Below are 22,392 nucleotides of genomic sequence, written 5' to 3'. Positions count from 1 at the left end.
GCCTCGGCGACCGGGACCGTCAGACGACGGGGAAGGTCGCCCAGATGTTCTTGGTCGTGTCGGTGGCGTACCACCCGACGTCGAGCGAGAGCTGGCGTGCCAGGTGCAGGCCCAGTCCCCCGGCGCCGGTGATGCGCGCGCCGGCGTAGACCGGCTCGGACTCCGGGTCGTGGTCGGCCACGTCGAGCATCCACTGGTCGTCGGCGCGGGACAGGGACACCAGCGTGGGCGGCAGGCCGTGCGTCAGCGCGTTGGCGGCGAGCTCGGTGGCGATGAGCACGAGCTTGTCGGGCGTCGCCTCCAGGTCCTGCCGGGCCGTGCCGGTGCCGGCACCGATCTCGTCCGCCAGCTGGTGCCGCAGGGTGCGCAGCTGCGCGGTGGACGCGAGCTCCCAGTGCCGGACGGGTCCGAACCCCTCGGGCGGACGGCTCACGGGCAGGCCCGCGTCCACGTCGATGAGCTCGAGCCGTTCCTGGGTCCCGGTCATGCTGCCTCCCCCGCCGTCGTCAGGCGATGAGCCTCACAGGCCACGGGCGATCGCGCACGTCGAGACGCCGTGCGGTGACGGGCGCCCCACCCGGCGGACGCCGGACGACGCCCCGGAAGGGGGATGTCAGGGCCGGCACCTTCCCGGTCACGCTGCGCGGCACCGCCGCGCCCACCCGCATGTGGGCGCACGAGCACGACGTGGAACCGGCAGCGCTGCAGCAGCTGCGCACGATCGCCGCACTCCCCTGGGTGCACGGGGTGCGCGTCATGCCCGACTCATCCCCGGCTCCATGGGCACCGGGTCGTCCATCGTGCGCGGACTGGGCAACGCCGCGTCGTACTGGTCGGCGTCGCACGGCGCCGGCCGGCGGATGTCACGTGCCGCCGCCCGGCGGACGTTCACCGTCGAGGACCTCGCGGCGCAGACCGCCGGCGTCGAGTGTCGCAAGGACGCCGGGGTCGTCGACGAGATCCCCGGCGCCTACAAGGACCTGGACGAGGTGATCGCGGCGCAGACCGACCTCGTGGAGGTGGTCGCACGACTGCGCACGATCGTGTGCGTGAAGGGCTGACCTGCGACGATGCCGCCCCGGCGGACCCTGGGCGCCCAGGGTCCGCCGGAGCGGTGCTGGACAAGCCCGCGATCTCGTGTAGAGTCATCGACGCGTCATGCCGCGCGAACACGTCCGCGGCGCACTTCGGTACCTCAGCATCGAAGCGAGGACCGTACGCATCCGGTAGCAGAGGCTGCCGCCGAGGATCTCCGCCCACCGGGCGCGGAGCGGAAGCAGAGAACATCACACACACCACCTTCGAGCACCGACAGACCGCTGCTGCGGTCGTCGAGCGCTCAGGAGCGGACGCCGTCTGGCGCTCCGTCGACGACGACCTGTGGGTCGGGACCGTCGACGGTGAGTACGCCGGGCTGATCGTCCGTGACCCCGACGGGTTCCACACCCACGACCGCTGGACGCGGCCCGTGGGTGTCGCCCCGACGTTCGACCGTGCGATGTGCCTCCTGGCACCGGCCCGCACGAGCTCGCCCCGAGCGCGTCGCACGTCGACCCTTCACCGTCTGCGCCCCTCGGGGCGCGGCAACCGGCGCCGCACCAGCGCGCCGGCAGACCGAACGAGAGAAGACATCATGGCCACCGGCACCGTCAAGTGGTTCAACGCGGAGAAGGGCTTCGGCTTCATCGCTCCGTCCGACGGCTCCGCCGACGTTTTCGCGCACTTCAGCGCGATCGTCTCGACGGGCGGCTTCCGCACGCTCGAGGAGAACCAGCAGGTTGAGTTCGAGGTCACCCAGGGCCCCAAGGGCCTGCAGGCGTCGGACATCCGTCCGCTCTGACCCGAGCTCCCCACGAAGGCCGCGCAGCGACTCGCTGTGCGGCCTTCGTCGTCCCCGGCACCGGGCTCGCGCTCCCCTGCGGCTCGCCCGTCGTGCTCGGGTGCCGCACGGGCGTCAGCGGCCACCCGGCGCCCGTGGGTGCCTGGGACCGCCCGTCAGAGACCGGCGCGCCGGGCGCGCGCCACGACGTCCGTCAGCACCTCGGGGCTGTAGACCGGGACGGGACCGTCGGTCACCGGGCCCTCCTCCAGCGTCGACCACTGCCAGTGCGGGACGACGTGCGTCGTGGCGTCGTCGGCGTCGTCGAGGCGCAGGTCCAGCAGCACGGCGTAGCGGTACCCGAACCGCTGCTGCACGGACCGGGCGGCCCGCAGGTCCGCCGACCCCGGGGCGGCGGCCGCGGCGTCGGCCGTCAGCTCGACGAGCAGCAGGTTGTGCTCCGGCCCCAGCCGGCCACGCCGGTGGACGATGAGGTGCGGCGGGCGGTGGGTGACACCGTCGAACCGCACCGAGTCCTCCAGCACCATGCCGGACCGGTCGTAGTCGGCATCGAGGTCCCACGTGCCCTCGACGGTGCCGCGCAGGGCCCACCCGAGGTGGAACGAGATGGTCCGCTCGGAGGGCCGGCTCGTGCCGGCCGAGGGCGCCAGGAGCGTCCACTCGTCCACCAGCGTGGTCGTGAGTGCGATGCGCACGCGGGACTGCAGGTCGGCGAGGAACATGGCCGGACGCTACTCCCGCCCATGCGCCGGCGACAGGGACCTGTGTCACAGCAACGTAAACACATCGTCTGCTCCGGGTCTGTGCCGTGCTGGCTCCCGGTCAACACGGCCCGCCTCCGGCCGGATCAGCCGGAGAGCCCGAGCTGCGCCCGCACCGGTCCCAGACCCTCGATGCCGATCTCGGGCCGCAGGTGGTCCGGGCGGGCGTCCCAGTCCGCGCGGTCGAGCACGAACAGCTGGCTGTCGACCGGGCCGCCCTCACGGGCCTGGTGCAGGACACCGTTGGGCCGGTACCCGATCTTGCGGCTGACCCCCGAGGACCCCGGGTTGTCGACGAACGCGGAGCTCGTCGCGTAGCGCGCGTCCAGGCCCTCGAACAGCAGGTGCAGCACCATCAGGCGCATGCGGGTGCCCACCCCGCCGTGCTGGTGCCGCAGACCGAGCCACGACCCCGTCTCGGCGCTGCGGGCCACCAGGTAGTCCTTCGCGTACAGGCCCTGGGTGCCCAGCGGCTCGCCGTCACGGACGACCGCCAGCTCGATCGCCCAGTCGCCGGGCGTGGTGCGCTGACGCAGCCCCCACTGGTACGTCATGACGCTGCGGGCGACCTGCACCGGCGTGCCCCGCGTCCACGGGACGAGGAACGGCATGTAGTCCGGCTGGTGCACGCCCTGGGCGGCGAGCCGGGCCAGGTCGAGCAGCATGCGGTCGTCCGGCGCCCGCAGCTCCAGGTCACCGCAGACCACCCGCAGGCCGGTCAGGGGCCAGATGTCGACGTCGGACAGGACGGGTGCGTCCGTGCTCGCGGGGGGCGGCGTCTGCGGCGGTGCGGGCGGGGCCGTGTCGGTCACCCCCGCAGGGTCCCGGTCCCTGCGTCCGCGGTCAACTCCCCGCGTCCGTCCTCCGGGGCACCGCCCGGGGCGGTCACGACCGGTGACCGCCCCGGGACGGGCGACGAGGGCGTCGCGCACGCGCGACGCCCTCGTGCGGCGTCCGGCTGCCCCCGCGGCGGACGCCCGGCCCGGACGGGCGGATACGGGCCGCCCGCCCGGGGTTTGGATCGGTCCCGGTCCGGCGACGTCGGGGGTCGAGCCGGACCGGGACCCGTCTGTCACCCGGCCGCGCAGGTGGCGCCGTTCACCGTGAACGACGTGGGGGCCGGGTTCTGGCCGGTGTGCGAGCCGTTGAAGCCGAGGTCCACCGACGCACCCGGGGCGAGCGTGGCGTTCCACGCCGCACCCGTCGCGGTCACGGTGGAGCCCGTCTGCGACCACGTCGCGCTCCAGCCCTGCTGCACCTGCTGCCCGGCGGGCAGCGTGAAGGACAGCGACCAGGTCAGCGGTGCCGAGCCCGTGTTCTTCAGCCGCACGGACGCGGTGAAGCCCGTGCTCCACGTGTTGGCGCTGTAGGTCACGGCGCACGTGGCGGGGCCCGAGGTGGGCGTCGGGGTGACGCCCGGGGTGGGCGTCACCGAGGGCGTGACCGTCGGCGTCGGGGTGACCGTGGGGGTCGGGGTCACCGTCGGCGTCGGGGTGACGGTGGGCGTCGGGGTGACCGTCGGGGTCGGGCCCGTCCCGTCCGGCACCGTGCCCCACAGGAGCGTGCCGCCCTCGTGCAGCGTGATCCCCGTGGTGCGCACCGGGTCACCCGTGGCGGGCAGTCCGGCGAACGACGGGTCGTTGGTCGCGTCCCACCCGCTCGCGCCCGCGACGCGGAACTGGATCTCGCGGCGGTGCTGCGACTGCCCGCCGGGGTGGATGTTCTGACCCGCGCAGCTGAGCTCGGCGTAGTACAGGCTGCCACCGGCTGCGACGACCTTCGACGGTGTCGTGCCGCACTCGCTGTAGTTGGTGGAGACGGTCACGGCCGAGGCCGGTACGCCCGCGTCGAGCGTGAACCAGTACCGGATCGACGCGTTGGTCAGCGACCGCGCCGGGAACGCCGACCGGTTGCGGATGACGGCCTTGACCTCGGTGAACGTCCCGCCCGCGGGCTGGTTCAGCTTGGCCTCGACGAAGAACTCGGCCTGGTCCGGCTTCTCCGGCTGCGGGAACGACGCCAGTGGCGTGCCGCCGTACTCGGCCGTGAGGTACGCCAGCGCGCTGGTGAAGCCGGCGTTGTAGTCGGTCGCGACCTCGTTGGCGACGTAGTCGCCGCGGTCGTCGGTGTACGCGTCGTTGGCCGAGCCGGGGCCGCCCACCAGGGCGCCGTACAGCACGTGCCGCGTCTCGACCGGGTCCTTCAGGGAGTCCAGCCACGACCCGTGCGCGGTGCGGTGGTGCGGGTTCTTCGGCGGGTTGGCGCCGAAGCCCACGACGTACGACGACTTGCGGGGGTTGTCGCCGAGCGCGTAGTTGATCTGCCGCACGCCGAAGTCGTGGTACCGCGCCTTGCGGGTGGTGTCGGTGAGCCAGTCGCTGTAGACCAGCGCGACGAACGACGTGTTCGCGGCGTACCGCAGGGCGCCCCACGAGTCGAGCACGGCCATGCCGCCGGGGGAGTAGGTGACCTTCGCGCCGTTGACGCCGACGGTCCAGTAGTCGAGCCACCGGTTCGCGTCGTCGACGTACTTCTGCTTGCCGGTCTCCATGGCCAGCAGCGCGTACGCGGCGTACGACTTGTCGTCCCACGCGACGGTCCACTTGTACGACTTGGTGGTCGTCTGGTTCTCGTTGCTCAGCTTGTCGTACTCGGACTCGGCCTTCGCCAGGTACGTCGCGTCCCCGGTGGCCTTGTAGAGCCAGTACGCGCCCCACACGAGCTCGTCCTGGTAGCCGGACCACGACTTGTAGAACGACTGGGCGTCGGTGACGCAGTCGGAGTACTTGCCCCGGTAGGTGTCCGCGAACGAGTAGAGCTGCTCGGCGTGGCGCAGCAGGGTCGCGGAGTACGCGGCGTCCGAGCCCTTGAACACCAGCGAGGCCGACGCCATGGCGGCGGCGGTCTCGGCGGCCGCGTCGGAGCCCGGGCAGGACGCGCTGATCTTGTACGCCGGGCGGGCCATGGTCATGACCTCGGCAGGGCCCCACCACTTGTGGTCGTCGTCGCCCTTGCCGACCTGCACGTAGAGCTCGTCGGGCGCCGTGTGCGCCTTGATGAAGTAGTCGTTGACGGCGCGCAGGTTGTCGCGCAGCTCGTCCATCTGGCCGGCCTGGGTGTACCCCTGCGGGCTCTCGACCGCGCCCCACGCGAGCATCGTCGCGGTGAACGCCATCGGCAGCCCGAACTTCACGTGGTCCCCGGCGTCGTACCAGCCGCCGGTCAGGTCCTTGCCGACGTCCTTGCCGTCGTCGAGCGCCGAGTCGCCGCGCCACGACACCGGGTAGTCGGCCGGGAGGTCGCCGGAGCGCTGGGCCTGGTAGAAGAACATCGACTTCTGCAGCGCCTCGGCGTAGTTGTACGCGGGCGCGGCCTGCGCGGCCTGGACCGGCAGGGTGACGGCTCCGGCGGCCACCGCGACGGCGGCGGCACCGGCCCACAGCGCGCGGCGGCGCGAGCGGCGGGTGGGGGTGCGGGGCATGGCGCTTCCCTTCGGACGGGACCGGGGCGCCGGTGGAGCGCTCCCACGACCGCCGTGCGTGGCACGACGACGACGTCGCACAGGCCGGGGGTCTGGGGCGATCGTCCTGAGGCGAGCGCGGCGGGGTCAACGCCCGAAGCGTTTAGGGCCCCGGACGCACGCAGGCCCCGGACCGTCGGGGACGGGCCGGGGCCGGGCGGGCGTGTCCGGTCAGGACGCGGGCTTGTCGCCCTCGGCGGGCTTGTCGCCCTCGGCGGGCGTGCCGGCGTCCGGCGTCTTCGGGGTGGAGCGGCGCGTGGCCTTGCGGGCCGTCTCCTGCGCCGCGTCGCGGGCCTCCTTGGCCTTGTCGCCCAGCTCCTCGGTCGCGTGGCCCACGGCCTCGGCGGCCTTGCCGACCGCGTCGCGGCCCTTCGCCACGGCCGTGCCGGCGGCCTCGCCCACCGCGTCCGCGGCGTCGCCCACCCGGTCCGTCAGGTCGCCGGCCGCCGTCTGCGCGCGGGCGCGCAGCGACTCGCCGGAGTCGGCGGGCTCCCACGGCTCGGCCCACGGGTCGGTCGTCGAGCGCGACCGGAGCCACGCGAACAGTGCGGCACCCGCACCGGCCAGACCCGCCACGACCCAGAACACCTTGGCGCCCGAGCGCTTGTGCTCGGCCTTGGCGGCCTTCTCGGCCGCCTTCCGTGCGGCCTTGGCGACCTTCTTCGACTGCTTGCCCGCGGACGTGGCGGCGATGTCCGCTGCCTGCCCCACCTGCGCGCCCGCCTTCACCGCGGCCTCGTTCATCGCCGCGACGAGCTTCGGGATCAGCTCGTCGACCAGCTTGTCGTGGGCGGTGTCGATCGCGGGGGTCGCCTTCTGGGCCACCTTCTCCACCTGCGGGGCGGCCGTCTTCACGCTCTCGCGGTACAGGTGCTCCACCTGGGGCACGAGCCACGCGACGAAGGCCTCGACCCGGGGGGTCGTCCAGTCCTTGGCGTGGCCTGCCGCGTCGCTCGCCCGGGCGGCGCCGTGCTTGGCGCCGTCGGCGAGGGTCGCGCCGAGGCCCGCTGCCTGGCCCTTGAGGCGTTCGGTGTCGACGTCGATCTTCGGACGGTGGGTCATGTGCCACTCCCGCGCTGTCTCGGCTGGTCTCGGCTGGTGTCGGCTAGGTGGTGCGGACGTCTTCTCGAGCGGTCGCTCGACGCTGTGACCTCACACTCTGCCACCGCTCGGGCGCTCGCGCCCGGCGCACAGGGGTGGTTCGCCCGTTGCGGCCGACCCGACCGTGCGCGGCGCGCCGTGGGTGACGGGTGCCAGACTGGACCCATGTTCGCCACCATCCACACGTCCGCCGGTGACATCCGGGTCGAGCTGTTCGAGAACCACGCGCCGCGCACCGTCGAGAACTTCGTCGGGCTCGCGAAGGGCACCATCGAGTGGACCGACCCCAGCACCGGCGCACCCCGCACGGACCCGCTGTACTCCGGCGTCGTCTTCCACCGCGTCATCCCGGACTTCATGATCCAGGGCGGCGACCCGCTCGGGAACGGCCGCGGCGGCCCGGGCTACCAGTTCGACGACGAGATCCACCCCGAGCTCACCTTCTCGGAGCCCTACCTGCTCGCCATGGCCAACGCCGGCAAGCGCCTCGACCCGGTCACGGGCAAGGTCGGCGGCACCAACGGGTCGCAGTTCTTCATCTCCGTGGCGCCCACCACGTGGCTCAACGGCAAGCACACGATCTTCGGCAAGGTCGTGGACGACGAGAGCCGCAAGGTGGTCGACGCGATCGCCGCGACGCCGACGCGTCCCGGTGACCGCCCCGTCCAGGACGTGACCATCACGTCCATCACGGTGGAGGACTGACCATCAGCGGTTCCGACGTGCCGGGCGGCCCCCCCGTGGGGCCGCCCGGCGTGCCCGGCGACGCGACCGAGCAGGTGCCCGTCTGCCCGCGGCACCCCGACCGCGTCTCGTACGTGCGGTGCCAGCGCTGCGGCCGGCCCGCGTGCCCGGAGTGCCAGCGGCCGGCCCCGGTCGGTGTCCACTGCGTCGACTGCGTCGCCGAGGCGGCACGGACGTCCCGCGAGGGTCGCACCGTGTTCGGCGGCCGGGTGCGCGCCGGGCGACCCGTCGTCACCCTGACGCTCATCGGTCTGTGCGCGGTGTCCTACCTGCTCCAGCTCGCCGTGCCCGGGTGGACCTCGCAGTGGGCGTTCAGCCCGCTGGCCGGCGCCTTCGAGCCGTGGCGGTTCCTCACCGCGGCCTTCCTGCACTCGCCGGGGCAGGTCTTCCACATCCTGTTCAACATGCTCGCCCTGTGGATGATCGGGCCGTACCTGGAGGGCACGCTCGGGCGCGCGCGGTTCGCCGTGCTGTACCTGATGAGCGCGCTCGGTGGGTCCGTCGCCTCCGTCCTGCTGGCGACCGCCACCGACAGCTGGACCACGGCGGTGGTCGGCGCCTCGGGTGCCGTCTTCGGCCTGTTCGGCGCCGTGCTCGTGGTGCTGCGGCGCCTGGGCCGCGACGCCGGGCCCATCATCGGGATCCTCGTCCTCAACGGCGTCCTCGGCTTCGTGCTGCCCAACATCGCCTGGCAGGCGCACCTGGGCGGGCTCGTCGTCGGGGCCGTGCTGGGTGCGGCCTTCGCCTACGCCCCGCGAGAGCGGCGTGCCCTGGTCGGGTGGGCCGCACCCGTCGCCGTCCTCGTCCTGCTGGTCGGGGCGACGTGGGCGACGTACGCGTCCGTCGGTCTCGTGTGACCGGGCGGAGCACCCTCCCCAGCGTTACTCACAGCTGTGGAACTACACCGGTGTAGTTCTCCACAGGTATGTGCACCGCCTGTGGATGACGAACGGGGCCGGTTGTGGACAGGGCTGTGGGCGCGTGACGCGCGCGCAGCCCTGTCCCCGCGTCGAGCAGGTCCGGCTCAGCGCCAGCGCGTCAGCATGCCGAAGCCCGCGATGATGATCGCGAAGCCGACGGCGAGGTTCCACTGACCGATGGGCAGCGGGTACGCGGCACCGGGGGAGAGGTACGTGACGACCAGCCAGAGCAGGCCGAAGATCATCAGGCCCAGCGACAGCGGCAGGAACCAGCGGGGCAGCGGCTTCGGCGCGGTGGCCTTGGCCGGCGGCGGGGTGTACGTCGCCTTCTTGCGCGACTTCGACTCGGGCACGGGCGGGCTCCTGTCTGCGACGGTGCGATGAGCAGGCGGGAACCGACGCCACCGGGCGGGTCGGGACGGTGGGCCGTCCGGGTGCCCGATGTCGTCGACCTGCGGACCGGTGTCGGCGTGCCGCCGAACGTGACCTAGCGTAGTGCCGTCGTCCCGCCACACGTGCGGGGACCGTGCGGAGGGAGCCGGAGTGACCGAGACCGCCGGTGCCCGGGCGCGCGCCCGACGGCCCGGCCTGGGCCGCGGCGCCGTCGCCGTGGGCCTGGTGCTCGGGCTGTCCGGCCTGATGTTCACGGTCAACGCCCGCAGCGCCGGCACGGACGAGTCGCGCCACCCGCAGGACCTGCGCGAGCTGACGCAGAAGCAGGCCGCCACGGTCCAGCGGCTGTCCGGCGAGGTCGACACCCTGCGTGCCGAGGTCGAGGCGCTCACCGCCGAGCAGAACACGCTCGCGGGCCGCCCCGCCCTCACCCCCGCACCCGGCGACCTCGTGGCCGGGGGCTCCGTTCCCGTCAACGGTCCGGGCCTGGTCATCTCCCTGGACGACGCCCCGGTGGACTCCCGGCGCGACGACGTCCGACCGGACCTGCTGGTGGTGCACCAGCAGGACATCCAGGCCGTCATGAACGCCCTGTGGGCGGGCGGCGCCGAGGCCATGGGCCTGATGGACCAGCGGGTGGTGTCCACGACCGGCGTGCAGTGCCAGGGCAACGTGCTGCGCCTGCACGGCCGCATGTACTCGCCGCCGTTCGTCATCACGGCCGTCGGCGACCCCGAGCAGCTGCGCGCCGCGCTCGACGCGGACGAGGAGGTCCGCACCTACGTGCGGCAGGCCGGCGAGCTCAACCTGGGCTGGGAGCTCGAGGAGCGGACCGAGGTCGAGCTGCCCGCCTACTCCGGCGCCACCGAGCTGGGATGGGCGCGCGTGCCGGACGACGTCGAGGTGCTGCCCGGCATCCCCGCGGCCGCGCCGGCGCTCCGCGACGAGGACGCCCCTGCAGCGGCCGGCCGGACGACCACCGAGGAGGGGCACCTGTGACCCGGTCCGCCACGACGGAGCGGACGCCCGCCCACGCCCGCCCGGCACGCCCGCGCACCGCTGCCCGGTTCTTCTACGGCGTCGTGGGCGTGCTCGGCGAGCTGCTCATCACCCTGGGTGTGCTGCTGCTGGGGTTCCTGGTGTGGCAGCTGTGGTGGACGGACGTCGAGGGCGACGCCGTGCAGGCGGAGATCGTGCGGGACCTCGACTTCGCCCCGCCCGCCGCGGCGGTCGACGACGACAGCGGGATCGCCGAGCCGCGGCGCGACGAGCCGCCGGTCATCGAGGAGCCCGCGCACGCGACGTCGTTCGCCACCCTCCAGGTGCCCCGCTGGGCGGGGGAGCCCGAGCGTCCGATCTCGCAGGGCACCGACCGGCCGACGGTGCTGGACGTGCTGGGCATCGGGCACTACCCCGGCACCGCGATGCCGGGGGGAGTGGGCAACTTCGCGCTCGCCGGGCACCGGGTGACGTACGGCAAGCCGTTCAACCGCATCGAGGAGCTGCAGCTCGGCGACCCGCTCGTCGTCCGCACGGCCGACACCTGGTACGTGTACCGCGTCACGGGCACCGAGGTCGTCCTGCCGCCCGACGTGCGGGTCATCGCGCCCGTGCCCAACCAGCCGGGCGTCGAGCCGACGGAGCGGTACATCACGCTCACCACGTGCCACCCCATGTTCTCGGCGCGCGAGCGGTTCGTCGTGCACGGCGTGCTCGACTACTGGGCCCCCGTGTCGTCCGGCACCCCTGCCGAGCTGCTGGGGACGCCGTGACCGGCAGGCGGGACCGGGCTGGGCGCACGACGACGGGAGGCTCATGATGTACGGATGGTTGTGGCGGCACCTGCCGGGCCCGGTGCCCGTGCGCGTGGTCCTCGCGGCCGTGCTCGCCGCGGCGGTGCTCGCGGCGTGCTTCCTGTGGCTGTACCCCGCGGTCGCGCCGTACATGCCCTTCAACGAGACCACGGTGGGTGAGGGATGACGCGGATCCTCGTCGTCGACAACTACGACTCGTTCGTCTACACGATCGTCGGGTACCTCGACCAGCTCGGGGCGAAGCCCGAGGTCGTGCGCAACGACGCCGTGCCGCCCGCCGCGGAGCGCGCGGCGTACGACGGCGTGCTGGTGTCGCCCGGTCCCGGCGCACCCGCCGACGCCGGTGCGAGCGCCCAGGTCATCCGGGACTGCGCCGCGTCGGGCACGCCCATGCTCGGTGTGTGCCTGGGCCACCAGGCGCTCGGCGAGGTCTTCGGCGGTACCGTCACGCACGCCCCGGAGCTCATGCACGGCAAGACGAGCCAGGTCGAGCACGACGGCCAGGGGGTGCTCGCCGGGCTGCCCGTCCCGTTCACCGCGACGCGCTACCACTCGCTCGCGGTCGTGGACGGCACGTTCTCCGACGAGCTCGTCGTCACCGCCCGCGCCAACGGCATCATCATGGGCCTGCAGCACCGCGAGCTGCCCCTGCACGGCGTGCAGTTCCACCCCGAGTCCGTGCTCACCGAGGGTGGGCACCGCCTGCTGGCCAACTGGCTGGAGGTCTGCGGGGCGCGCGACGCGGTCGAGCGGTCGCACGGGCTGCACCCGCTGGTCCGCCTCTGAGCCACCGGGTCACCCGCGGCCCGCGGATCCCGGCGCAGGGACGCGCCCGGACGCGACCCCGGACGCCCTCAGACGCACGGACGCCCCCCGACCCTGAGGTCGGGGGGCGTCCGCGTCGGTGTCAGTCGTCCGCCGGCCGCGTGGGCGAGGGCGACGGTGCCGGGTTGTTGCCGGCGCTCGGGCCGCGCGACACGCGCAGCGTCACGCGCTGCTCCTTGGCGATCTCGGTGCCGCCGCTCGGGTCGGACGACACCACCGTGTTCGCCGCCTCGTCGGAGGCGACGTCCTCACGGGCGATGTTCGTCAGGCCGACGGCCTGCAGCGCCTGGACCGCCTGGTCGTAGGTCAGGCCCCGCAGGTTGGTGGGGACGGCGGCCGTGTTCGGCGGCTCGGCGATCCCGAGGTTGACGACCGAACCCTGCGGCACGACCGCTCCCTCGGCACGGTCCTGCGACACCACGTTGCCCTCGGGCTCGGTCGACGCCACGTTGCTGGTGTTGACCCGCAGGCCCAGTGCCGTCAGCTCCTCGGTCGCGACCTCGACGTTCTTGCCGGTCACGTTCGGCACGACGACGTTGCCGGAGGACACGTACAGCGTCACGGTGGCGCCCGCCTTGGCAGGGCTGTCCGCCGGGGGGTCGGTCTTGGTGACGCGGCCCTTGGGCACCGAGGGATTGTCCTCCGGCTGCCGCGTGGGCGACACCGTCAGGCCCGCCGCCTCCAGCGCGGCGACCGCCTCGGCCTCGGTCTGCCCGGCCACGTCGGGCACGGTGACCTCGGAGGGGCCGGTCGAGATGTAGACCTTGACCGACGTCTCCTTCTCGACCGTCTCGCCGGCCGCGGGGTCGGTGCGGGTCGCGGAGCCGGCGGGCACGTCGTCGCTGGGCTCCTGCGCGGGCTCCGGGATGAGGTCCGCGTCACGGATCGTCTGGACGGCCTCCTCCTGGGACATCCCGGCGACGGTCGGGACCGCGACCGTGGTGTCGACGGGCGCGTCCTGGCCCCGCATGAGCGCCCAGACGATGCCGCCCACCGCGAGCAGCGCGACCGCCGCGAGCACCCAGATGAGCCACGGACGCTTCTTCTCGTCCTCGTCCGGGAGCGGCTCGTCGGTCGCCAGGGTGCTGAGGCCGGTGGCCCCCCACGGCGCCGTCGCCGGCGGCATGGCCTGCGTCGTCTGCGTCGGCGGTGCCATCACCTGCGTGGCGTCCGCGGCCGGGACCCCGGCCAGCGCGGCACCCACGGCGGGCGCGTTGACGTGGCCGCCGCGCAGCACGGCCTCCAGGTCGGCGCGGAACTCCGCCGCCGACGAGTACCGGGCGTCGCGCTCCTTGGCCAGCGCCTTCAGCGTGATGCGGTCCAGCGCCTCGGGGACGTCGGACGCGATGGAGCTGGGCACCGGCGGGATCTCCCGCACGTGCTGGTAGGCCACGGCGACGGGGGAGTCCCCGACGAACGGGGGCCGGCCCGTGAGCAGCTCGAACAGCAGGCAGCCGGTCGAGTACAGGTCGGACCGGGCGTCCACCTGCTCGCCGCGCGCCTGCTCGGGGGAGAGGTACTGCGCGGTGCCGATGACCGCCTGCGTCTGCGTCATCGTCGCGGCCGAGTCGGCCACCGCGCGCGCGATGCCGAAGTCCATCACCTTGACCGCGCCGGTGGGCGTGATCATGACGTTGGCCGGCTTGATGTCGCGGTGCACGATCCCCGCGTGGTGCGAGTACTCGAGCGCCGAGAGGACACCCGCGGTGATCTCCACGGCCTCGTCGATCGGCACGGCCTGCCCGTCGCGCAGGATGTCCCGCACGGTGTGGCCCTCGATGTACTCCATGACGATGAACGGCACGTGCGCGACCGTGCCGGTCGGCTCGGTGAACACGTCCTCGCCGGTGTCGTACACCGCGACGATCGCCGGGTGGTTGAGCGCCGCCGCCGACTGCGCCTCGCGGCGGAACCGGTTCTGGAAGGACGGGTCACGGGCCAGGTCGGACCGCAGGATCTTGATGGCCACGGTGCGTCCCAGGCGCGTGTCGTGCCCGATGTGCACCTCGGCCATGCCGCCGCGCCCGATGAGCTCGCCGACCTCGTACCTGCCGGCGAGGATGCGCGATCCTTCGTCCACCACTAGGAGTCCTTCACTTCCGTCGGTCGGGGCGCACCTGTGCGTGCCAGGGCCCCGTCTGCCGTGGCGGGGAGGCCGCCACGGCTCGGTTCTGTGGCGATCATCCCACCCGGTGGGCCGCCACGAGGGTACTCGGCGGCGACCGCACGCCCCGCCGGATCCTGCGGGGCCGCCCCGAGCAGCCGGTCCGCCAGGGCCGCCCCGAGCAGCGCGACCAGCACGAGCACGAGGGCGACCAGCGGCAGCCGCGCGCGCCGGACCCAGCTGGAGGCGTTCGCGAGGACGCCGTCGAGCGGACGGTCGGGCCCCGGGTCGCGCCGGGCGCGGCGGCTGCCCTCACCGGGAGGTGCGGCACGCCCGGCACGCTCGCGCCGGGACGGCGGGTACGACGGCGGCGCGGCCTCGGGACGCCCGGTACCGCTGCCCGCGCCCGGCCGGGTGCCGCCGACGGGCGCAGGCCGGGAGGCCGCGTGCGGTGACGTGCGGGGGCCGGTCGCGCCACGGCGCTCCTCGCGGGCCCGGTCGGGCTTGCTGACCAGCACCGCCACACCCGACGGCGGCGTCTGCGGGAGCAGACGGTCGAGCAGCCCCGCGAGCTCCTCGCCCGACGCGGGCCGCTCGGACGGCTCCTTGGACAGCAGCCGCAGCACGAGGGCCGCGAGCTTGCGGTCGACCGACGCCGGCAGCGGCGGCACGGGGTCGTTGACGTGGGCGACCGCGATGTCGACGGCCGTCGGACCGGTGAACGGCCGACGGCCGGCCAGCGCCTCGTACGCCACCACGCCCAGGGAGTACAGGTCGGACAGCGGCGTCGCGGGACGCCCCACGGCCTGCTCGGGGGAGAGGTACTGGGCGGTGCCCATCACCATGCCGGTGGCCGTCATGGTCTTCTGGTCGGCGGCGAGCGACACCCCGAAGTCGGTGATCTTCACCCGACCGGACCTCGCGAGCAGCACGTTGCCCGGCTTGACGTCGCGGTGGACCACGCCGGCCTGGTGCGCCGCGTGCAGCCCGCGGGCGGTCTGCGCGAGGATCGGCAGCAGCCGCCGGGGCGGGAGGACCGGCTCACGCTCCAGCAGGTCGGACAGGGGCTCGCCCACGACGAGCTCCATGACGAGGTACGCGGACCCCTCCTGCTCGCCGTAGTCGAACAGCGCGGCGATGTGCGGGTGGTGCAGGGCGGCGGAGTTGCGCGCCTCGGTGCGGAACCGCTCCAGGAACCCGGCGTCCCCGGCGAACTCGTTGCGCAGCACCTTGACGGCGACCGCACGCGCCAGGGCGTCGTCGTTGGCCTCCCACACCTCACCCATGCCGCCCACGGCGATGCGGCGCAGCAGCCGGTAGCGGCCACCGCCCAGCGCGACACCCGGAGCCGTCCTCATGAGGCCAGCACCGCCTGGATGACGGCACGGGCGATCGGTGCGGCGACCGCCCCGCCCGTCGCCTCGTTGCCCAGGCTGCCGCCGTTCTCCACGATCACCGCGACCGCGACACGGGGGGCGTCGGCGGGCGCGAAGGCGGTGAACCACGCGTGCGGCGGCTGCCCCTCGACGGTCTGGGCCGTGCCCGTCTTGCCCGCGACCTGCACACCGTCGATGCGGGCGGAGCGTCCGGTACCGGACTCGACCACACCCACCATCATCTGGGTCAGGGCGCTCGCGGACGACGCCGACACGGCGTCGGAGAGCACCTCCGGCTTGGTCTGCGACACCACGGTGAGGTCGGCGGCGCGGACGGTGTCGACCAGGTAGGGCGTCATGACGCGCCCGCCGTTGGCGATCCCGGCCGAGACCATCGCCATCTGCAGCGGTGTGGCCTGCACGTCCCGCTGCCCGATCGCGGACTGGGCCAGCATCGCCGGGTCCAGGTCGCTGGGGAACACGGACTCCACCACCGGCATCGGCATGGTCAGGGAGTCGTCGAGGAAGCCGAAGCGCTCGGACTGCTCGCGCAGCGCGTCCTCCCCGAGCGTCAGGCCGAGGTTCGCGAACGCCGTGTTGCAGGAGATGCGCAGCGCCTCCGCGAGGCTCACCTGGTCGCCGCCGCAGCTGCTGCCGCCGAAGTTGCTGATCGTCGCCGACGTCTGGGGGAGCGCGAGCTCGGTGGGCGAGGGGACCAGGGTGTCCGCGGTGTACTGCCCGGACTCCAGGGCGGCCGCGGCCGTGACCAGCTTGAACGTGGACCCGGGCGCGAAGCGCTCCTGGGTGACCTTGGAGCGCAACGGGTTGCCCGGGGCCTGCTCGAGCGCGCGGTACTGCGCGGCGGCCTCCGTGGTGGAGTGCACCGCCAGGGCGTTGGGGTCGAACCCGGGGGTGGACACCAGCGCGAGGATCCGGCCGGTGCTCGGCTCGAGGGCCACGACCGCGCCCTCCTGGTCGCCCAGGCCGTCCCACGCCGCCTGCTGGGCCGCGGGCACGATGGTCGTCTCGACCGCGGCGCCCTCGGGCCGCCGGCCCGTGAGCAGGTCACGGATGCGCGTGAAGAACAGCTGGTCGGACCGGCCCGTGAGCTGGTCGTTCTCCGCCTTCTCCAGCTGCGTGCGGTCGTTGGCGATCGAGTAGAACCCGGTGACGGACGAGTACATCGCGCCCTTCGGGTACTCCCGCTGGTAGCCGAAGGGGTCGTCGACCGGCACCGACACGGCGATGGCCTCACCGCCGGCGACGATGGGGCCGCGCGCGTTGCCGTGCTCCCGGTACAGGGTCCGCACGTTGCGGCCGTCGGTGTTGAGGGACTCCGCCTGGAAGAACTGCACCCACGAGGCCGCGCCCATGAGGGCCACGAACATCACGAGCGTCAGGGTCGCGAGACGACGCAGCGGGGTGTTCACCGGTCCTCACCTCCCAGCAGCTCGGTCGGGTTGTCGTCGGGCGCGGGCCCGTCCGGTCCGTCGTCCCGCATGGGCGTCGACGTGCGCGGCGGCGCACCGCCGGCGTCGGCGGCCGCGGTGCCGGGGCGGCCCGTGGAGCGTCCGTTGCCGGCGGGGCGCGAGCGTCCGGGCCCGGCGACCGGGATGCCGATGTCCGGCGTGGCGATCGCGCGGACGGCGGGCACGGGGCGGCGGGCCTCGTCCGAGATGCGCAGCAGCAGCGCGGCGATCATCCAGTTGGCGACCAGCGACGACCCGCCGTACGCGAGGAAGGGCGTCGTCAGGCCGGTCAGCGGGATGAGCCGGGTCACGCCGCCGACGACGACGAAGAGCTGGAACGCGATGACGAAGGACAGGCCGCCGGCGAGCAGCTTGCCGAAGCCGTCGCGCACGCCGATCGCCGTGCGCAGGCCGCGCTCCACCAGGATCGTGTACAGCAGCAGGATCGCGATGAGGCCGGTCAGCCCCAGCTCCTCGCCGAGCGATGCGACGATGAAGTCGGAGTACGCGAAGGGGACCAGGTCGGGACGGCCCTGCCCCAGGCCGGTGCCGAACAGGCCGCCGCTGGCCATGCCGAACAGCCCGGCCACGAGCTGGCCCGAGCCGCCGGGCGACCGGTTGTAGATCTCGGGGTCCAGGGCGTGCAGCCACACGTCGAACCGCGCGCCCACGTGGCCGAACGCGGTCGCCGCGACCGCGGCGCCGCCGACGAACAGCAGCAGGCCGATGACGATCCACGACGTGCGCTCCGTGGCCAGGTACAGCACGGCCACGAACAGCCCGAAGAACAGCAGCGACGTGCCGAGGTCACGCTGCAGCACGAGGACGGCGAGCGACGCGGCCCAGACCACCAGGATCGGGCCCAGGTCGCGGGCGCGCGGCAGCTGCAGGCCCACGACGCGCTTGCCGGCCAGGGCGAGCGTGTCGCGGTGCGTCACCAGGTACCCGGCGAAGAACACCGCCAGCGCGATCTTGGCGAACTCCGCCGGCTGCATGCCGACCGGTCCCACGCGCACCCAGATGCGGGCGCCGTTGATGGTCTGGCCCAGCCCGGGCACCAGGGGCAGCACGATGAGCACCAGACCGACGACCATGGCGGTGTACGTGTACCGGCGCAGCGTGCGGTGGTCGCGCAGCACCAGCAGCACGACGATCGCCAGCGCGACCGAGATGGCGGTCCACGCGAGCTGGCGGTCGGCGATGTCGGCGTCGGCGCGGCCCCTCTCGGCGTACGCGATGGAGATCCGGTAGATCATGGCCAGGCCGATGCCGTTGAGCGCCACGACGACCGGCAGGATCACCGGGTCGGCGTACGGCGCGCGCAGGCGCAGCACCACGTGCACCGCGAACGCGAGCACGGTGGTGCCCGCGGCGTAGGCGATGACGTGCGGCGGCACGGAACCCGTGGCGCCCAGGCCGGTCAGCACGTACCCGGCGATGCCGATGCCGAGCGCCGGGACGAGCAGCAGCAGCTCGGTGCCGCGCCCGGGGCGCACCCGGTGGGGCTGGACGCTGGCCATCACAGCGCGGGCGCGCCCGTTGCAGGGCCGCCGGACGGTGCGCCCGCCTCGGGTGCGGGCTCGTCGGGGGGCGGGATCACGGGCTCGGTCGCCGGGGCGGGCAGCGTCTGCGCGGGGGCGGGCGTCAGGGCGGGGTCCACGGGCGTCGGCGTGGGCGTCGGCAGGACGACGTCCTCGGTGAGCATCTCCACCAGGCGTCGTGCCTGGTCCAGCGAGGGCGCCGAGATCGTCTGCTCGACGCGCTCGCGCAGGTACGCGGGCAGGTCGTCGACCTGGACGTCGGAGGTCTCCACGACGGACGCCAGGTCGAGCGGGCCGAGCGACTGCGGGATGCCGCGGAACACGGTGACCCGGCCGTCGGACGTGCCGACGAAGTACTGGGTCTGCGTCCAGGCGTACCCGCCCACCAGCGCGGCGACCACGGCGACCCCGACGGCGACCCACGTGAGCACCAGGCCCCGTCGGCGCGGTGCGGGTGCCAGCGGCTCGTCGTCGTCGTCCGGGGCGGACGCGGTGGCGACCTGCCCGTCCTCGGCGTCGTCCTCGGCACCCTCCTGCGGGTCGGACGCCCCGGTGCGGGCACGTCGGGACAGCGACGCCGCGCGCGCGGCCGGGCCGTCCGCCGCGGCCGACGGCCGCTTGCGGCTCAGGGCCGCGGCACCGACGACGACGCTGGACGTCGAGGGCATCGCACCGTCGGGCAGGTCGTCGAGCTCGACGACGTCGGCCAGCACCACGGTGACGTTGTCGGGGCCGCCGGCACGCAGCGCGAGCTGCACCAGGCGGTCGGCGCACGCGTCGACGTCCTCGATGTCCGCGAGGGTCTGCGCGATCGTCTCCGCCGAGACGTACCCGGACAGCCCGTCGGAGCACAGCAGCCAGCGGTCTCCGGGCCGCGCCTCGCGCACCGACAGGTCCGCCGTGAGGTCGGTGTCGAAGTCGCCCAGCACCCGCATGACGACCGAGCGCTGCGGGTGGTGCTCCGCCTCCTCGGGCGTGATGCGCCCCGTGTCGACGAGGTGCTGCACGAACGTGTGGTCGGTGGTGACCTGCGTGAGCGTGCCGTCGCGGAACAGGTACCCGCGCGAGTCGCCCAGGTGCACCATCGCGAGCTTGTTGCCTGCGCGCAGGATCGCCGTGACCGTGGTGCCCATGCCGGCCAGGTCCGGCTCGGCGTCGCTGCGGGAGATGATCTCGGAGCGCGCGTCGTCCAGGGCCGTCTCGAGCTCGTCGAGGGCGTCGTCGGGACCGTGCGACTCACCGTCGAGCGGGGCCATGGCCGCGACCGCGACGGACGAGGCGACGTCGCCCCCGGCGTGACCGCCCATGCCGTCGGCCACGACGAGCAGGTGCGGGCCCGCGTAGGCGGAGTCCTGGTTGTCGGAGCGCACGAGCCCGACGTCGGAGCGCGCGGCGTAGCGCAGGGCGACCGTCACGCCGTCACCTCTGCAGCTCGAGCAGGCTCTGCCCGACGCGGATCGGTGTGCCGGTGGGCACGGGCGTGGGCTGCTCGACCCGCGACTCGCCGACGAACGTGCCGTTCGTGGACCCGAGGTCCTCGACGAACCAGCGGTCCCCCTGCGGGAAGATCCGCGCGTGCCGCGACGAGGAGTAGTCGTCGTCGAGGACCAGCGTGCAGCTGGGGGCCCGGCCGACCAGCACCGCGGAGGAGCCGAGGGGGAGCGTGGTGCCGCGCAGCGGGCCCTCGGTCACCACGAGCCGCGTGGGGCCGCCGCTGCTGCGGGGGCGTCGCGGCGCGCGCGGCGCCTCACCGGCGGGCACGGGGGCCTCCGCGGGCGTGGCCTTGCCGGGGGCGCGGCGCCGGTCGATGATCCGCGTGCCGTACAGGTCCCGGCGCAGCACGGTGATGGCCGACAGGACCAGGAACCACAGCAGCGCGAGGTAGCCCAGACGCAGCAGGGTGATCGTGAGCTCACTCATGCCGCGGCATCACTCGTCCACGTCCGCGTCGCCCCCGGTCCAGAAGAGGATCCGGGTCCGGCCGATGGTCAGCGTGTTGCCGTCCAGCAGCGTCGCCGCAGGCACCTGGTGCCCCTCGACGAACAGTCCGTTGGTGGAGCCCATGTCGCTGGCGACGACCCCGTCCGGGGTGACCCGGATCTCGAGGTGCCGGCGGGACACACCCGGGTCGTCGACGATGATGTCGGCCTCCGAGCCGCGGCCGATGACCGTGACCGGGCCCGTGAGGATGTAGCGCTGACCGTCGATGTCGATCAGCGGGTGCCGCGGGCTGGGTGCCGCGTTGGTCGCCGGTGCCACCGGGCCGCGCACGGTGGCGCTGTGGACAGCGAACCGGCCGGCGTCCTGCTCCGTGTTCTCGCTGAAGGACACGGTGACCGGGCCGACGAACGCGTAGTGCTGGCTCGCGGCGTGCTCCGTGACGTTGGCGGCCAGCTCCTCCGCGAGGGCCTCCGCGCCCCACGCCTCGACCTGGTCGTAGTCCGCGGTCGAGAGCTCGATGGTGAACTCGTTGGGCACCACGGTGCGGTCACGGCCGACGACGGCAGCGCGGTCGTCCAGCTCGCGGCGCAGCGCGTCCGCCAGCTCGATGGGCTTGACCTCGCTGCGGAAGGCCCGGGCGAACGCGTTGTTCACCACGCGCTCCACGCCGTTCTCGAACTTGTCGAGGAACCCCACGTCCACCTCCCTCCCACCTCGGGCGGGCCGGTCGCCCGTCCCACCTGCCCTCGGTCCGTCCGCGCGGTGCGACGACGATCCGCGTCGATGGTATCCGTGCGGCGGCCTGGACGGGTGCCTGGGAGGGTGAACGGTGCACGCGGCGCGGTGTGGGCGGGTCGCCAGGAGGCGGGCCCGCCCCTGGTCCGAGGGCTGGACGGCGGGCCGGTGCCCCTCTGGCGCCCCACCGGTCTCTCCGGCCTCCCTTCGGTCCTCCCTCTGGTGACCACTGGTCATCTGGGAGTACCTGACTGCCTCCGACATGCCCCCAACTGACCAGTGGTCGCTGCGGGGTGGGCTGGAGGCTGGGTCGGAAGGTGGGCAGAGGGGGAGGTGCTGGGGAGGGCAGGATGGGAAGAGGGCGGCGTGCTCTCACGGGGTCAGCAGCCGTGGGTACAAGGCTGCCGCCGCGGGCCCGGGGGCCGTGTTTCTGGCGAGGCCCTCGACGTGCTAACTTTGGCGGCGCGCGCGAGTGGCGGAACGGCAGACGCGCTGGCTTCAGGTGCCAGTGTCCGAAAGGGCGTGCGGGTTCAAATCCCGCCTCGCGCACAGTGGGGTGGTTCCGGAAGGAACTGCTCGAGCAGTACCGAAGCTCCCGGTCAGGGTTCTCTGACCGGGAGCTTCGTGGTTCCGGGGTGCATGGGGCTGCTCCGGGGTGCTCGCGGACGCGGCCCGGCGGTGGCCGGGCGAACAGGTGTGGACTCTCAGGCGGTCGCCCGCGGCAGGCGGCGCCGGCCTCTGGTCGAGGTATGCCGGTCGAGCGGTTCGGGCGACGGTTCTTCTCCGAGCTCGACCTGCCAGGGGTCGGGCTGGAGGTGGTCGTCCGGGCTCACAGGGCCGGAGCAGGCGTGCCCAGGAGCTCCAGCAGGCCCAGGGCTGCGTCACGCATGCGGTCGTCGACGTCGTGGGTCGGGTCCCACGAGGCGACGGTCGCCGACGCGAGCGGCAGTCGCGTGACGGCGTCGAGCACCGTGGCGCGCACATCGCCGGGCGTGAGGCCACCCGGCGCGGCGTAGGAGTTCGCCGGTGGGAGGGACGTGTCGTGCACGTCGAGGTCGACGTGCACGTGCACCGCGTCCGCGTGCGCGAGCACCCGGTCGAGCACGCTCCCCGCCCGCCCCGCCCGGACGTCGGCCACGGTCAACCACGTCGGTCCGGGGCCGTCAAGGAGCCGGCGCTCGGCCTCGTCGAGCTGGTGGCCGCCGACGAGCACCGTGCGGTCGTCGGGCGACGGCGCGTACCCGGGCACGCTCGCGGCGAGTCCTTGCCAGCACCGGCCCGTGGTCATTGCCAGGCTCATGCCGGGGC

22 protein-coding genes and 1 tRNA gene are annotated in these 22,392 nt (G+C 73.8%); 9 read left to right on the top strand and 14 right to left on the bottom strand.

Annotated features, from left to right (window positions below; genetic code table 11):
- Positions 1-19: 19 nt before the first annotated feature.
- Positions 20-487, bottom strand: a complete 468-nt coding sequence (locus tag BMZ16_RS17455) for an ATP-binding protein (protein WP_218143388.1) — start codon at positions 485-487, stop codon at positions 20-22.
- On the opposite strand from BMZ16_RS17455, the gene BMZ16_RS20095 reads away from it, so the two are divergent.
- Together BMZ16_RS20095 and BMZ16_RS17445 are read left to right on the top strand one after the other, a co-directional pair.
- Positions 456-1,061, top strand: a complete 606-nt coding sequence (locus tag BMZ16_RS20095; RefSeq protein ID WP_369822660.1) for an RtcB family protein — start codon at positions 456-458, stop codon at positions 1,059-1,061. The genes BMZ16_RS17455 and BMZ16_RS20095 overlap by 32 nt on opposite strands.
- A gap of 572 nt (positions 1,062-1,633) precedes the next feature.
- Positions 1,634-1,840: a cold-shock protein gene (locus BMZ16_RS17445; protein WP_089802810.1), complete on the top strand. Its 207-nt coding sequence runs from the start codon at positions 1,634-1,636 to the stop codon at positions 1,838-1,840.
- 155 nt (positions 1,841-1,995) lie between these two features.
- On the opposite strand, the gene BMZ16_RS17440 is transcribed toward BMZ16_RS17445, so the two are convergent.
- The 4 genes from BMZ16_RS17440 to BMZ16_RS17425 all read right to left on the bottom strand — a co-directional run bounded on the left by BMZ16_RS17440 (position 1,996) and on the right by BMZ16_RS17425 (position 7,183).
- Entirely contained in the window at positions 1,996-2,562 is a 567-nt protein-coding gene (locus BMZ16_RS17440; RefSeq protein WP_089802809.1) for a hypothetical protein, read from the bottom strand.
- Positions 2,563-2,687: 125 nt separating this feature from the next.
- A complete protein-coding gene (locus tag BMZ16_RS17435) occupies positions 2,688-3,413 on the bottom strand; it encodes a GNAT family N-acetyltransferase (RefSeq protein ID WP_369822659.1) in 726 nt (241 codons plus the stop codon).
- A 260-nt stretch (positions 3,414-3,673) separates the two neighbouring features.
- The gene (locus BMZ16_RS17430; RefSeq protein WP_089802807.1) at positions 3,674-6,082 is read right to left on the bottom strand and encodes a glycoside hydrolase family 9 protein; all 2,409 of its coding nucleotides are present in this window, start codon (positions 6,080-6,082) and stop codon (positions 3,674-3,676) included.
- Positions 6,083-6,292: 210 nt separating this feature from the next.
- On the bottom strand, positions 6,293-7,183 hold the full coding sequence (locus BMZ16_RS17425) for a hypothetical protein (protein WP_089802805.1): 891 nt from the start codon (positions 7,181-7,183) through the stop codon (positions 6,293-6,295).
- Positions 7,184-7,387: 204 nt separating this feature from the next.
- Between BMZ16_RS17425 and BMZ16_RS17420 the strand changes: the two genes are divergently transcribed.
- Positions 7,388-7,927: a peptidylprolyl isomerase gene (locus BMZ16_RS17420; RefSeq protein ID WP_089802803.1), complete on the top strand. Its 540-nt coding sequence runs from the start codon at positions 7,388-7,390 to the stop codon at positions 7,925-7,927.
- A 233-nt stretch (positions 7,928-8,160) separates the two neighbouring features.
- Positions 8,161-8,823, top strand: coding sequence for a rhomboid family intramembrane serine protease (locus BMZ16_RS17415; RefSeq protein WP_369822657.1), 663 nt, complete (start codon positions 8,161-8,163; stop codon positions 8,821-8,823).
- Positions 8,824-8,990: 167 nt separating this feature from the next.
- On the opposite strand, the gene BMZ16_RS17410 is transcribed toward BMZ16_RS17415, so the two are convergent.
- Entirely contained in the window at positions 8,991-9,239 is a 249-nt protein-coding gene (locus BMZ16_RS17410; protein WP_089802801.1) for a cell division protein CrgA, read from the bottom strand.
- Positions 9,240-9,429: 190 nt separating this feature from the next.
- Here BMZ16_RS17410 and BMZ16_RS17405 point away from each other — a divergent pair, with 190 nt between their 5' ends.
- The 4 genes from BMZ16_RS17405 to BMZ16_RS17395 are packed head-to-tail and all read left to right on the top strand — an operon-like array spanning position 9,430 to position 11,879.
- Entirely contained in the window at positions 9,430-10,278 is an 849-nt protein-coding gene (locus tag BMZ16_RS17405; protein ID WP_089802799.1) for a DUF881 domain-containing protein, read from the top strand.
- On the top strand, positions 10,275-11,051 hold the full coding sequence (locus BMZ16_RS17400; RefSeq protein ID WP_177199741.1) for a class E sortase: 777 nt from the start codon (positions 10,275-10,277) through the stop codon (positions 11,049-11,051). The genes BMZ16_RS17405 and BMZ16_RS17400 overlap by 4 nt, the downstream gene beginning before the upstream one ends.
- Before the next feature lie 46 nt (positions 11,052-11,097).
- Positions 11,098-11,259 (top strand): hypothetical protein, encoded by a 162-nt coding sequence (locus BMZ16_RS19450; protein WP_177199764.1) that lies wholly within the window; start codon positions 11,098-11,100, stop codon positions 11,257-11,259.
- Complete coding sequence (locus BMZ16_RS17395) at positions 11,256-11,879, top strand: aminodeoxychorismate/anthranilate synthase component II (protein ID WP_089802796.1); 624 nt, start codon at positions 11,256-11,258, stop codon at positions 11,877-11,879. Before BMZ16_RS19450 ends, BMZ16_RS17395 begins: the two co-directional genes overlap by 4 nt.
- Before the next feature lie 121 nt (positions 11,880-12,000).
- Here the strand turns inward: BMZ16_RS17395 and pknB are convergent, their stop codons facing one another.
- Genes pknB through BMZ16_RS17360 form a run of 7 tightly spaced genes read right to left on the bottom strand, consistent with a single transcriptional unit; the run spans position 12,001 to position 21,045 of the window.
- Positions 12,001-14,001, bottom strand: coding sequence for a Stk1 family PASTA domain-containing Ser/Thr kinase (pknB, locus tag BMZ16_RS17390; protein ID WP_089802794.1), 2,001 nt, complete (start codon positions 13,999-14,001; stop codon positions 12,001-12,003).
- The gene (locus tag BMZ16_RS19995) at positions 14,001-15,380 is read right to left on the bottom strand and encodes a serine/threonine-protein kinase (protein ID WP_089802793.1); all 1,380 of its coding nucleotides are present in this window, start codon (positions 15,378-15,380) and stop codon (positions 14,001-14,003) included. The genes pknB and BMZ16_RS19995 overlap by 1 nt, the downstream gene beginning before the upstream one ends.
- Complete coding sequence (locus BMZ16_RS17380; protein WP_089802792.1) at positions 15,377-16,828, bottom strand: peptidoglycan D,D-transpeptidase FtsI family protein; 1,452 nt, start codon at positions 16,826-16,828, stop codon at positions 15,377-15,379. Before BMZ16_RS17380 ends, BMZ16_RS19995 begins: the two co-directional genes overlap by 4 nt.
- Positions 16,825-18,387 (bottom strand): FtsW/RodA/SpoVE family cell cycle protein, encoded by a 1,563-nt coding sequence (locus BMZ16_RS17375; protein ID WP_089802791.1) that lies wholly within the window; start codon positions 18,385-18,387, stop codon positions 16,825-16,827. The genes BMZ16_RS17380 and BMZ16_RS17375 overlap by 4 nt, the downstream gene beginning before the upstream one ends.
- Positions 18,387-19,823 (bottom strand): Stp1/IreP family PP2C-type Ser/Thr phosphatase, encoded by a 1,437-nt coding sequence (locus tag BMZ16_RS17370; protein ID WP_089802790.1) that lies wholly within the window; start codon positions 19,821-19,823, stop codon positions 18,387-18,389. Before BMZ16_RS17370 ends, BMZ16_RS17375 begins: the two co-directional genes overlap by 1 nt.
- Before the next feature lie 4 nt (positions 19,824-19,827).
- On the bottom strand, positions 19,828-20,328 hold the full coding sequence (locus BMZ16_RS17365) for an FHA domain-containing protein FhaB/FipA (RefSeq protein ID WP_089802789.1): 501 nt from the start codon (positions 20,326-20,328) through the stop codon (positions 19,828-19,830).
- Positions 20,329-20,337: 9 nt separating this feature from the next.
- On the bottom strand, positions 20,338-21,045 hold the full coding sequence (locus BMZ16_RS17360) for an FhaA domain-containing protein (protein WP_089802983.1): 708 nt from the start codon (positions 21,043-21,045) through the stop codon (positions 20,338-20,340).
- A gap of 505 nt (positions 21,046-21,550) precedes the next feature.
- On the opposite strand from BMZ16_RS17360, the gene BMZ16_RS17355 reads away from it, so the two are divergent.
- Positions 21,551-21,633, top strand: a tRNA-Leu gene (locus tag BMZ16_RS17355).
- A gap of 280 nt (positions 21,634-21,913) precedes the next feature.
- Here BMZ16_RS17355 and BMZ16_RS17350 read toward each other — a convergent pair.
- Positions 21,914-22,384, bottom strand: coding sequence for an arginase family protein (locus BMZ16_RS17350; RefSeq protein WP_143082884.1), 471 nt, complete (start codon positions 22,382-22,384; stop codon positions 21,914-21,916).
- Positions 22,385-22,392 lie beyond the last annotated feature (8 nt).

Source organism: Cellulomonas sp. KH9 (genome assembly GCF_900114185.1).
Classification (GTDB): Bacteria; Actinomycetota; Actinomycetes; order Actinomycetales; family Cellulomonadaceae; genus Cellulomonas.
Note: the sequence above shows the minus strand (reverse complement) of the source record. Positions and strands in the feature narration are given on the sequence as shown.